Here is a 12,847-nt window from a genome sequence, read left to right as displayed (position 1 = left end):
CGCTGCCATATAATCGTCCTGATTTACAGCCGTGCCATCATTCTTTTGTGATTTTTTTCACCACTGTTCCTTCAGACGATACAACTTTCACAAGGTATATGCCTGCGGGAAGCCTGTCAAGTCCTCCAGCCATAATGCTGCCTCCTGCCGGAGCTTTATATGTACGGCCGAACACCTGTGCACCGGCAGCATCATAAACAGCGAGTCTTACTGTCTGTGAGGATTTCATGTTAAGCTTCACGTTTACGCTGCCTCCTATCGCATCACCGGCAATCACTGCCCATGGCTCAGCCATATCGGCCACGTTCTCTATTCCAGAAGGATCAAGAACCTTTATGCGTATAGTGTCTGTGCGCTCTGTATTGTCAACCACAGACTTTCCGCTCCTTATAACAAACTCGTACGTACCCATCTTCTCCGGCTTTCCTTTCAGCTCAAAGTATTTGTTTGTGCCGAGAGACATCACTTTGAACTTGAAGCCTTCCCATTCATTAAACTTGCCGACATTTGACGTTCCGTCCGGAGCGGTGTATTTCACAAGCGATGGTGCGGAACTGTATTTCCATGCGCGCTTGATGTCGGCAATGGTGTCACCGAGAGAGACACTTTGCTCAAACTCTCCGTCGGTGAGTTTGGGATACTGTATCTTGAAACGGTCCGGAAGGCTGTAGCCAAGGTGGGGAGGCTGGTTATAAGCCACATTCTGCCATGCCACACCCATACGGTATACGTGGTCATGCATCAGCGTAGGCACACCGAACTCAGTGGGAACATTCGTTGTGAAGATATTCAGATGGGCCGCATCGCTGCCGTCCCAAAGTATAAGCTCCTCGCGCCAATCACCGAGAATGTCGGCCTGAAGGTTGGGAGTGTTCTTTGTTCCGTTGCATGTCGACGAGCTTGCTATCTCATAGAAATTCTTTCCACCTGCGGGATATACACGGCTGAACCCGCTGCCGTTCCATTCGTCCATCTTGTTGCCGTCAAGAATTTCATCGAACAGCGTTCCGTTCCAATAAATACGGAAGTTCACGCTCGGCTTGCTGTCTGAAACCTGCCTGCCTGTCTCGCAACTGCGCATCTCCCTGTGATTTGAAGACCAGAACTCAAAGCCCTTGGTGCTTGGAATTACGTCTGCGGCAAGACCGCGGCCGTTATCACCGCTTCCTTCAGAACTATGCAATATCATGCCTGTTGCGGCATCGTGAATGTCCCATCCGTATGGAGCACCTTCATGCACCTGGAACACTTCCAGACCGGGATTACTCGGCACAAGATCGCTCATGTGTATGGCGTCACCATGACCATAGCCTGTGGCATAAAGCATCTTTCCGTCGTGGTCGATAGCACATGAACCCCAGATAATCTCATCGCGGCCGTCACCGTTGACATCGCCCACGGAAATATTATGGTTGCCGTTGCCGTATGCTGTTCCGCTGCCAGATGTGTTTCCGGTAGGTGGTAAAGCAGTATACTCTTTTGTCTCCCCGTTTATGTCTGTGACACTGTATTGCTTCTTCGACTTTGAAGAATGAAACCATTTCTGTCTAAGTTGGTTGCCATCGAAATCCACAGCCCAAAGGAATGCGTAGGTATAGTATCCCCTGCACATCACCGCACTCGGACGTTTGGCGGGTCCGTCGAGATGAGCCACCGTTGCGAGATAGCGCTCACCGCGGTTTCCGTATTCTTTGTCTGTCTTTCCGCTGCGGTCATCCCAGTTGAATGTCCACGACGGTGCGCCACCGTACGTCGTGGCGCGGTTGGGATTATAGAATATTGTGTGCACAGCCTCACCGGTAAACCCGTTGAAAACGGTGAGATACTCCTGTCCGCCACGAATCTTTCCACTTGTATTTCTCCAGTCGATGGTGTTGCTTGCCGATTTTATTTCAGGGTCTGTAGCGGCCTGATTGACATAATATCCTTTTCCGTCCTTACTTCCCGGGGCTGTCTTGCAAATCATCTCGGCACGGCCGTCACCGTCGAAATCATATACCATAAACTGTGTATAGTGCGCACCGGCACGGATATTCTTACCTAAGTCTATGCGCCACAGCTTCGTTCCGTCAAGCTTATAGCAATCAAATATCACGTTGCCAGTATATCCTTCGTGTGAATTGTCTTTTGAGTTTGACGGATCCCACTTCAGTATTATCTCATACTCACCGTCACCGTCGACATCACCCACACTACAGTCGTTGGGTGAGTAAGTATATTCTCCGTCATTGGTTTTTCCTCCGGCTGGTCTGTCGAGCGGAAGACTGAGATAAATATTATTCCACGACTTGGCCACCTCAGATGTATCTGCGGCCACACCGTCGTGCCATGTCACTATTTTATATTCGCTGCTTACAGAGCCTTTGTTGTCGACATAGCATGTCGGTTCCGAGATGTCTTTCTTAATAGACAGGCCGTTTCTAAGGATTTCAAACTTTGTATTCTCATCGTCAGTACCAAGCATACGCCAACTAACGAAACGGCCGGTACCACTCTTGGCCGGCACTGAAACGACCCCACGGTTAAGCTTTTCCATCTGGCTTACCGGAGTGTTCTGTGCAAAGCCGCTGTTGAATCCAAGTCCTAATAGAAGAGCCAAGGATAGTTTTGTAGATTTGCTCATATTTCAATCTGTTTAAAGTTGTATTATCTGTTTTTATTTATTTCTGATACAGTCGCTGGAGAACCCACAGAGACCCCCGATTGTTTTTAAGTAGCCCTGCAAAGTTACGCCATTTTATTTAAATCCGATACTTATTTAAATAAAAAGTTGGATTTACCCAACCTTTTCTCGCCATGACAATGCCTAAGCATGCTTGGCATTGCCCATTTGACTTATCGAAAACGTTGGTTTATTGCATTATTATCTTGTCATTCGCATATACGCCTAATGTTTACATTTACCTTTCATATAACAGGGCCAGGGATTTATACTGGAATCCCCGGCCCCACAACACAAAAACCAAAATTATTTCAAAAAGTCCACTACGCTCTTGTCCGGTCCGAGATAGAAACCGGTTTCCGGAGGCTGATTATATCCTACGTTCTCCGTAGCTATGCTTATCCTGTATGGAATGTCTTCCATCAGACAGTTTATCCTGTAATCCGTATATATAGGACTCACATATATTCGCAACTCGCTACTGTCTTCCGTCCTTACGACCACCTCCTCACGCCAGTCACCGAGAATGTCACCGCTGAGACATGGATTTGACTTCGTCCCATTGTTGAACTTACATCCCTCGAACTTCATGATATCATTAACGTATCCTGTGGTCCAGTCATACTTATACACGGTTTCGTGGTCGAGCAGTTCCCTGAGCAGGTCATCATCCCACCAGACGGCGAAATTGGTCGGCACTCTCTTGCCGCGCACGAATAATGCGGTGTTGTCCTCGTTGTCTGTTGGATCCGTATCCTCATTTGCACTCTCAGGTTTCGGAACGACCTTGTCTCCGTGAATATTTCTTATACCGTGGCTGTCTGAGCTCCACATTTCCAGACCAGGGTTTGTCGGGTCTATATCCGCAGCCATGCAACGGCCGACGTCCATACCGCTCTTTATCTGAAAGATAATCTCACCGGTCCTTGCATTCCTAAGCTCGCTTCCGTCGCGGCGGTTCTCATGGCAGTCCCAAAGCTGCAGCTCGTCGGACTTAGGGTCGAAAACCGTCAGATGCAAGGCATCGCCATGCCCCATTCCTGTATTATAAAGTCCCGTTCCGTCATGGTCTACGGCCATGGAGCCGTATGTTATCTCGTCACATCCGTCACCGTCGACATCCGCCACACGCAGATTATGATTTCCCTGACCTGCGTATGACTTCCACTTTGGATTATCTGTATCAAAAGTCCATCTGTTTGTAAGTTTCCTACCGTCCCAGTCCCATGCGGCAATGACAGTACGGGTATAGTATCCGCGACAGAAGAACGCACTTGCACGCTTACCGTCAAAATATCCTAATCCGGCAAGATAACGCTCTGACCTGTTACCATGACCGTCACCCCACGACTGTGGCATTCCGCGCTGTGGAATATACTCCTCTGTGGCCATGGCCGCCCCCGTAAGACCATTGAAAACAGTTATATACTCCGAACCGGAAAGAATACGTCCTGTTTTGTTTGTACCCTGAAAACCGAAACGTCGGGACGGCATCCTCCGGCTTCCGGCACCGCGCCCATTCATCTGTCCGCTACCGGGACGCTTCCCCTGTCTGCGCATCTCTTCCCATTCCTTGCGCATACGGGCCTCCTGTTCTTCCTGAAGCTTTATCTCATCCTTATGATCCTTAAGCCATACTGCGGCCTCAGCGGCATCCTCACGGTAGTCGGCATCAGGATTTCCTATTACTTTTCCAAGCCCGTCGACAGTTCCGTCGGAAGTCTTTACCATAAGTTCGGCACGTCCGTCACCATCGAAATCATATACTATGAACGGAACATAATGGGCACCACTCCGGATGTTACGCCCCAAATCAATGCGCCAAAGCCTCTCCCCTGATATTTTATAGCAGTCGATATATGTGTTTCCGGTAAAGCCTGCATGGGCATTGTCCCTTGCATTTGAGGGATCCCACTTCAGTATTATCTCATACTCTCCGTCACCGTCGACATCTCCCACAGAGGCATCATTTGCCGAATATGTATATTTTCTGCCGTCGGGTGTCACACCGTCAGCCGGCTTGTCAAGCCTCACGGGTATGTATCCTTCAGGAGAATCCGCCTTCAGGGTATAAGAGGCACATTGTTTCCCGCTACGCACCTCATACACTGCGTCTCCCTCCAAAGGCTCGTTATCTATGAAGAATGTGCCTCCCGTAGTAAGAGGGGCGTCGTTTAACTTCGTTCCGTTACGGTAAACATCGAAGGCCTGACCCTTTTTATCAGATAATAACGTTCTCCACGACACGAACACCTTACCGTCATTACGCAGGGCCACCACTCCGCGGCCAAGATTCTCACGCTGTATTCTTTTCATGTCGTAGCGCGGCTGTGCCCACACGGATGTACACAAGAATATTAATGCGGATAAATAAAGTCTTTTCATTTGTTTTTATTAAGATTAGTTGTTCTGATGCAAAGTTATTGTTTTATTTCCATAGTATGACGAAAATCATAACAAAAGGTTTAGCCGGCTTGCATATATCAACGTTATTTGTTAATTTTGTAGCCAATTATTCATATATTAAAGTGCCGATGAAAGAATTTGTAATATCAGAAGCAAAAGCTGAAACAGCAGTGTTGGTCGGACTGATAACACCTTCTCAGGACGAGAACAAGACAAAAGAATATCTTGACGAGCTGGAATTTCTTGCAGACACGGCAGGAGCCGTCACCGTGAAACGTTTCACGCAGAGACTGGGAGGCCCGAGTTCCGTGACATATATAGGCAGCGGAAAATTAGAAGAAATCAGACAATATATCCAAGACGAGGAAGATGCCGAGCGTGAGGTCGGAATGGTAATTTTCGACGATGAGCTTTCGGCAAAACAAATACGCAACATAGAAAAGGCGTTAGGCGTGAAGATTCTCGACCGCACATCGCTCATACTCGATATTTTTGCAATGCGTGCGCAGACAGCAGAGGCAAAGACCCAAGTGGAACTGGCGCAGCACCGTTATATGCTGCCACGCCTGCAAAGACTATGGACCCACCTCGAGAGGCAGGGCGGAGGCTCAGGAAGCGGTGGAGGAAAGGGAAGCGTAGGACTGCGCGGCCCGGGTGAGACACAGCTCGAAATGGACCGCCGTATAATTCTCCAGCGTATCACACTGCTGAAACAGAGGCTCGTGGAGATTGACAGACAGAAAACCACACAACGTAAGAACAGGGGGAGACTCATACGGGTGGCTCTCGTGGGATATACCAACGTGGGAAAATCAACCCTTATGAACCTGTTGTCGAAAAGCGAGGTGTTCGCAGAAAACAAGCTATTCGCCACGCTCGACACCACCGTACGCAAAATGGTAATCGACAATCTGCCATTCCTGCTCGCCGACACAGTGGGATTCATACGCAAGCTGCCGACCGACCTTGTCGACTCATTCAAGTCGACACTCGACGAGGTGCGCGAGGCCGACCTTCTTCTCCATGTTGTGGACATATCTCATCCCGACTTTGAGGATCAGATAAAGGTTGTGGAGAAAACGTTGGCCGAATTGGGATGTGCGGATAAACCGTCGATGATCGTCTTCAACAAAATCGACGCATACACATGGACGGAAAAAGAACCGGACGACCTTACCCCTCCGACAAAGGAAAATATCACCCTCGATGAACTTAAACGCACATGGATGGCACACGAGAACGAAGACTGCATATTCATCTCGGCACGGGAGAAGCAAAACATCGACGAGCTGCGCGACATATTATATAAAAAAGTACGCGAACTGCATGTGCAGAAATATCCGTACAACGATTTCCTTTATCAGGATTACGAATAACCCCAAGCCACACACGGCAAGACACATCACCCAACCTACTGTTTTTACAAAAGATGGACAACTGCAGAAGCCTTACACTTGACGAGATAGAAGCACTCGAACAGAGCGGCTGCACAGCCGAAGACTGGAACAATATCAGCGTGTCGGATGACTTCAATCCGGCATACGTGCGCAACACCTCATTTTGCGGTGAGATAAGCCTCGGAGTATTCGACAAGCATATTGAGATAGAGGAAGGCTTCATGCGGCACTCCGGGATATTCAATGCCACGCTGCACAATGTCGCAATAGGAGACAATTGCCTGATTGAGAACATAGGGAATTATATCTCGGGCTACACCATAGGTGAAGAATGCTACATATCCAATGTCGGACGGATGACCTGTGATGAGACAGCCACTTTCGGTGAAGGCACTCCTGTGGCAGTGCTCAACGAGGCCGGTGACGGAAATGTGATTATCTACGACGGGATAACATCGCAGATGGCGGCATTCATGGTAAATGCCGGACAAGACAAGACCCTGCACGGACTTATCCGGGAAATGGTGAAAAAAGACTGTGCCGCACGCAGGCCGTCATCCGGCACAGTCGGCTACAGGGTGAAAATAGTCAACACACGGGAAATAATCAACACGTCTATAGGCGATGACACAGAGATAAACTGCGCGTCAAGGCTGTACGACAGTACACTGTCGGGCACAGAAGATGCAAGCGTATACATAGGCAACGACGTGATTTGCGAAAACACGATAGTATCGGCCGGAGCGTCTGTCCTGGGCGGAGCAAAGCTCTACAACTGTTTCGTGGGCGAGGCATGCCATGTAGGAAAAGGATTCTCGGCCGAAAGCAGTGTGTTCTTCGCAAACTCATACATGGACAACGGTGAGGCATGCGCGGCGTTCTGCGGTCCGTTCACCGTCAGCCACCATAAGTCAACACTCTTAATCGGAGGGATGTTCTCTTTCTACAACGCCGGCTCGGCAACCAACTACAGCAACCATGCCTACAAGCTCGGGCCTATACACTACGGCACACTTGAACGCGGAGCAAAGACCGCCAGCGGAGCACACATACTCATGCCCGCGACAATCGGTGCGTTTTCAATGTGTATGGGAAAGATACAGAATCACCCAGACACTGCGGACATGCCTTTCTCCTACATCATAGCCACAGCAGACAAGACTTATCTCGTTCCGGGATGCAACCTCACGACAGTAGGCACATACAGGGATACGGCAAAATGGCCAAAACGCGACATGAGGCCGCACACAGGAAGAAAGAGCATCGTAAACTTCAACTGGCTGAGCCCATACACAATACAAAAGGCCATAAGAGGGAAAAAAGTGCTCGAACGGCTGCGCACGGAACAGTGCTGCGACACGGAGGAATACGAATACGGCTCATGTGTGATAAGAAAAAGCTCGCTCGAAAAAGGCATACGAATCTATGACATGGCAATAAAGATGTTTTTCGGGAATGCAGTAAACACACATCCATGCACACTCCCCTACAGTGCTGCCGGAACAGGAGAATGGACCGACCTTGCGGGAATGCTTGTACCGCATGATGAGCTGACACGCCTTGAAGACGACATACGGAGCGGCAATATAAGCACTGTTGCCGGCATCGTGGAAAGGTTTACGGACATGAACGACAATTATTCCGAATGGATGTGGAACTGGACCTACAGCACTATTCTCAACTACTACGGTATAGAGACCATCACCGATGACGATATCCGGCAAATAACCTGCGATGCGGAGAATGCCCGTGCCGCATGGCTCTCCGCCATCGCACGCGATGCGGAAAAAGAGGCCATGCTCGGTGATGTTGACGAAGAGTTGCTCAACGGATTCCTTTCCTCCATGACCGGTAAGGGATAGTTTGGCATACAAACATGCAGGCTCGCTATCATACATTTACAAAACAAGGCTCTATTTTGTTTTTGTTCTGCCATACCCCCGCTTACTGAATCAGGCTAAAGGCTTTTAGCTTTTTAAAGATACAGCATGGCATAACTTATTCTGCCTTTCAAGAATAGGGCTTAAAACAATTCCAAAGATTATTCCCTTAGCTTACGGTGTTCCATAAGTTCGGGGAAATGCCGTTTGATAAATTGCCCCAACGAGCAGTCATTCAGTCCGAAACGTCGGGATATGGATTTCAGGGATTCCGAAGTCGTTTCATACAGATGTATGGCTTCCTTGTATTTCTCCATACTTTTAGGCGATACCATTTTGCCATTCTCCATCTTTTTCATTGCCAAACCGGCATGCAGTTCCGGCTCATGTTCTTTCAAATATCGCCTCAAACACTCAGGATGCAACCCAAATTCTGCCGCGACCTTTGCCGTAGTAAATCCACCTTCTTTCAAACGGGCTATGGCGTCAGCATATTTGGCTGCTGTGGAAGGATTGTATCTCCTCACGGATGACCAGTCCACAGGCTTGCCTTCCTCGTAAGGGATACCTTTACGTCTGCAAATCAAATCCTTGTGCCAGGTTCGCAAGTATTCGTAAAAGCCTTTTACAGATACTCCTGTCTGCTTGGCTATTTTCCGGGCGGACAGCGGTGTAGTACGGTATAGGTGTATGGCTTTCGCATATTTCCCGATTATTTCAGGGGTAGGAGCATGGAGCGTTCCGCGTCCCGTTATTTCTCCTTTACACCGCTGTCTTACCGCTTTCTTACGTATCTTAATACGATTATCCACAAGCTCCTTATGGTAAAATATCAGATGTTGCTCCAGTCCCGAGTATGAGACATTGCAACGCACGGCGACATCCTGTACCGTGATATAACGGTCGGCACGCAAAAGCTCTATAGCCTCTGCATATTGTTCCTTGCACCAGGAGCGTGTACCGCGTGGCAGACCGTCATCCAATCCTGAACGTTTCCTCGCCCGCTCCCGTAATTCCAGTACTTCGGGATAATGCGTCCGCAACTGTCTGCCGAGATTAGTACCGTTCAATCCGAATTCACGGGCAATCTGAGATACATTGTACTCTATGTAGTCCATGCTGTCACAAGCCGCAATAGCCTCCTTGTATTTGGCATGGGTTTCGGGACGCTGCCCGCGCCGTTGGCTTATCTTGATGCTGCCGGCTTCCGCCTCACTGCACCTGATGCCGTTGCGTTCCAGCATCAGATGACGATGATAAGTACTTATATAACGGGAAAATCCGCTGATGGATATTCCGCACTGCCGACAAATCTCAACAGAGGAGAGACGGGTTGTGGTGTACAGTCCCAAAGCCGGGCGATATTTCGCTTCCGTCTCCGGCTTGCACGTTGGCATGCGTTTTCTCGGGTCTCTTTTATTACATGATGTATGCATCGATTGTCAGGACTATTCCTTAATAGGGCGTACCGAACATGCATCCGTGGCAAAGAAAAACTCCCATATATTCACGCCGATATATCCATTGTTTTCCCAATGCGCCTTAAAGAAATTTGAGTTGTTATTTGCGTAATACAGGTCTCCATTAATATAGTTATGTGCTTGCCATACATACAAATGCTTTCCTACATAATAAACTTCACCGGCATCATAGTCACGGTAGCCTGACAGCGGAAAGGTAACGGATATCAATTTTCTTTTACCGTCGACATAGAATTCCATGTTGCCATCTCTGTATTCAGCAAGCATATTATCCTTAGATACGTTATATCCATGCAAATGACTGTCTTTGGTAGCCCCATCGGTAACTGTAAATGCAGTAAAAGCCGATAAAGGAGCCACCTTATATCCGGGAGGACAAGGGTCATAGACGGTCTTCTTGTCATCCAGCCAGAGGTTAGAGTGAATCTCGTCATTAATAAATCCTTCTTTGCCATTGACCAGTATTTCATTGCCGTTTGTATCCGTTTGTTTATCGCCGATATAGAAATCTATACGACGAGGGTTATTCAACTTATGAGGATTCTGTATCATACGATGTAGCGATTCCTTTGAGGTAAGTCTGTCATTAGGATTAATACCCTCTGGATTATCAATGATTTTATCCTTGCCATTTTCTTTGATAGTCTTAAAGAGCGACGGATTCAGGAAATCAGGCTGTGTCGTTCTGTAGACCAGCGATGTGCCGTTAGTACACCACCATGGTTTATTCGCCCAGCTGGCATCCGTACCGACCAAGGGGTCTTTACGTCCCCACTGATAGTAAGTGTTATTGCCGCGTGGCAAGGCGATGTGAGGTTCCTGAAGGATTGTCACAATCTGTTCCGAACCGTAATTGGGAGTTCCGTCAGCATTTCTCGACAATATCTGTCGGAACCTGACATGACACTTATGACGATCATAATATCTGACGTTTTCTTCAGGGAGGGAGCACCATCCCAAATTGACAGGCATCACGTCATATCTTTTATTAAACCAATAGTTTTTGATAGTCCATATCCGGTCGGTGAGTTCTTTGCTTGTTACCCAAATATGCCAGCTCCATATAATAACGCCATCCTTTTTGACGGCAATCACGGCGTTGCCCTGAGCTATATTATCACCGATGGAGAATTTAAGTCCACCCTTTCCTCCGTAAACTGAAGTTTCGTAGGAAATACTACTGATGAGGTTTTCCGAATCCTGCCAGACAATACCGACGGTTATTCCGGTGCGACCGACATCGTCTAAAATGTAAGGGCTCTTTATATCCTCATTCTTATAGTTCCTGAATGTCTGTAACACTCTATCATCTCCTGAAAACCCTGTATAGGAAGATGAGACGATATTACCGTCCTTGCCAACAGCGTTGCCATAGACAAGGGGTAGTGTATAGGTGCCCTTGGCATCTACTATATAGCAATTAGCCGTGCCATTGGCGGCTAAATCGGTAATGCCTGTGTTGGTCCTACTTTTAAGAAGACTATTGATATTTACCTCCTTATAGTCGTTTTTATAGTTAATCTTAAGTATTCTCAAGCCTTGAGCCTTATCATTGGGATATTGATCCGTAACGTCTTCCAACTCTCCGGAAAGCCATGCCGGAACCTTCTTGGAAAATTCTCCGTTCGGGAAATCTTCGTCAACAGAATCCTTGTATTCAATGGTATAGTCAAGCAATTCGCGTTTGCCCCAGACATCTTCGGTATCATAGCGGTAGCTGGAGACTTTGATAGTATTATTTTCATAAAAATTATTCCCTTGGTTGTCAGTTACATTATCTGGCAAGAAATATTTACCTTGATAATTGACATTATAGGGCTGAGAGACTCCGAATTTCGTAACATAGTCGATGCGCCAGTCGGGTTCATCGGCGAATCCCCTGAAATGCAATGTCAGTTTGTAGTGGCAGTTGCGTTTAGCGTTATAATCGGTTGAAACATTCTGCCCCAGCATGAAACGATAGGTGATGTTGCTGATGCCTGGCCGTTGGGGATTTGTCGATTCGTAGTAGGCATCCACCTCAATGTAAGTGCCACACTCCTTTCCTTTAACATACGGTGTGTCCAGAAGGCCGTCCTTGTTTTCATCGGCTGCCGCTGATTTGTCTGGCCCCTCTCCTTGCATATTCTCGTAAAAGAAGAGTGAATTGGGATTGGTTTCGGAATGGGCATCAGCAGCCATCACCCATGACACGGTTCCGTCCTCACCCTGTTTCAGTTCTCTCGGGTAGTAAGGCTGATTCTTTGTAATCAGCGCGGGATAGTTCGTATCGAAATTTGCGGATTCGCTGTACACCACCTCTTCTCCTGTCGGAATAAGATTCTCATTGCTCTCGACGGTATTTTCCGTGCCGAGCTTGCATGATACGGGTATGCTCTTTATGCGCAGGGCCTTGAAATAAATAGAAACGCCATCCGCCAACCCCGAACCATCAAATGCCACAGTCACTTTGGAAGCCGCACGGCGCAGCCACGCGTGGAGTTTCGGGCTGTTCTCATTCAATACAAGAGGCTCGTTGTCTATCGGCAGGGTTGTAGCTCTCGTCATTAAACAGCCTATCATTTGGCCATTGGCTGCCACGTTCTCGGAATCCCATACAAGGGGAATATTCTTGAGACCTTCCACTGTCTTTATGGCTTCTGAATACACCGGGGCTGTAAGCAAATCGGGGATATTCGCCACGGCATACATGTAATATTTGCCAAAGTCTATTCTTTCCGGCAGCTTGAAAGTGGCGCGTTTGGTACTTGTTTCCGCACTGTGCCCGTTTTCCGCATTCTCATCATCACGTTTTTCATCGGACACGGAATATCCCTCTATCTTCCACCTATTTATCAAACTCTTTGTATCGTAGTCATACAACAATACATGCAGGCTGCTGATCTCATTTAACACATCTCCGGCAGCCCGTGTACGGGTCAGAGCCGAGGACATAGGCTTGAAGTCCAACGTGGCGGATATACTTGCCTTGCCTTCGCCTATAGTTTCTTCCGTCATAAAATCATCTTGGCAGCCGGTAAC

The 12,847-nt window shown here is 47.9% G+C and carries 6 protein-coding genes; 2 read left to right on the top strand and 4 right to left on the bottom strand.

What is annotated here, in order from left to right:
* Positions 1-37: 37 nt before the first annotated feature.
* The gene (locus tag HPS56_RS11160) at positions 38-2,623 is read right to left on the bottom strand and encodes a rhamnogalacturonan lyase family protein (protein WP_172276537.1); all 2,586 of its coding nucleotides are present in this window, start codon (positions 2,621-2,623) and stop codon (positions 38-40) included.
* 345 nt (positions 2,624-2,968) lie between these two features.
* The gene (locus tag HPS56_RS11155) at positions 2,969-5,047 is read right to left on the bottom strand and encodes a rhamnogalacturonan lyase (RefSeq protein ID WP_172276534.1); all 2,079 of its coding nucleotides are present in this window, start codon (positions 5,045-5,047) and stop codon (positions 2,969-2,971) included.
* Positions 5,048-5,196: 149 nt separating this feature from the next.
* Between HPS56_RS11155 and hflX the strand changes: the two genes are divergently transcribed.
* Both hflX and HPS56_RS11145 read left to right on the top strand, forming a co-directional pair.
* The gene (hflX, locus tag HPS56_RS11150) at positions 5,197-6,444 is read left to right on the top strand and encodes a GTPase HflX (RefSeq protein WP_172276531.1); all 1,248 of its coding nucleotides are present in this window, start codon (positions 5,197-5,199) and stop codon (positions 6,442-6,444) included.
* 53 nt (positions 6,445-6,497) lie between these two features.
* Positions 6,498-8,327: a DUF4954 family protein gene (locus HPS56_RS11145; RefSeq protein WP_172276528.1), complete on the top strand. Its 1,830-nt coding sequence runs from the start codon at positions 6,498-6,500 to the stop codon at positions 8,325-8,327.
* Between the two features lie 179 nt (positions 8,328-8,506).
* Here HPS56_RS11145 and HPS56_RS11140 read toward each other — a convergent pair whose 3' ends face one another.
* Entirely contained in the window at positions 8,507-9,742 is a 1,236-nt protein-coding gene (locus tag HPS56_RS11140; RefSeq protein ID WP_172276525.1) for a hypothetical protein, read from the bottom strand.
* Between the two features lie 51 nt (positions 9,743-9,793).
* Positions 9,794-12,823, bottom strand: coding sequence for a DUF4906 domain-containing protein (locus HPS56_RS11135; RefSeq protein WP_172276522.1), 3,030 nt, complete (start codon positions 12,821-12,823; stop codon positions 9,794-9,796).
* Between the last annotated feature and the right edge of the window lie 24 nt (positions 12,824-12,847).

It is taken from the genome of Xylanibacter muris (assembly GCF_013166605.1).
GTDB classification, from domain to species: domain Bacteria; phylum Bacteroidota; class Bacteroidia; order Bacteroidales; family Bacteroidaceae; genus Prevotella; species Prevotella muris.
Note: the sequence above shows the minus strand (reverse complement) of the source record. Positions and strands in the feature narration are given on the sequence as shown.

Excerpts from the sequence above, each read along its gene's own strand:
- HPS56_RS11160 (WP_172276537.1), bottom strand. The coding sequence starts at position 2,623 with ATGAGCAAATCTACAAAACTATCCTTGGCTCTTCTATTAGGACTTGGA.
- HPS56_RS11155 (WP_172276534.1), bottom strand. The coding sequence starts at position 5,047 with ATGAAAAGACTTTATTTATCCGCATTAATATTCTTGTGTACATCCGTG.
- hflX (WP_172276531.1), top strand. The coding sequence starts at position 5,197 with ATGAAAGAATTTGTAATATCAGAAGCAAAAGCTGAAACAGCAGTGTTG.
- HPS56_RS11145 (WP_172276528.1), top strand. The coding sequence starts at position 6,498 with ATGGACAACTGCAGAAGCCTTACACTTGACGAGATAGAAGCACTCGAA.
- HPS56_RS11140 (WP_172276525.1), bottom strand. The coding sequence starts at position 9,742 with ATGCCAACGTGCAAGCCGGAGACGGAAGCGAAATATCGCCCGGCTTTG.
- HPS56_RS11135 (WP_172276522.1), bottom strand. The coding sequence starts at position 12,823 with ATGACGGAAGAAACTATAGGCGAAGGCAAGGCAAGTATATCCGCCACG.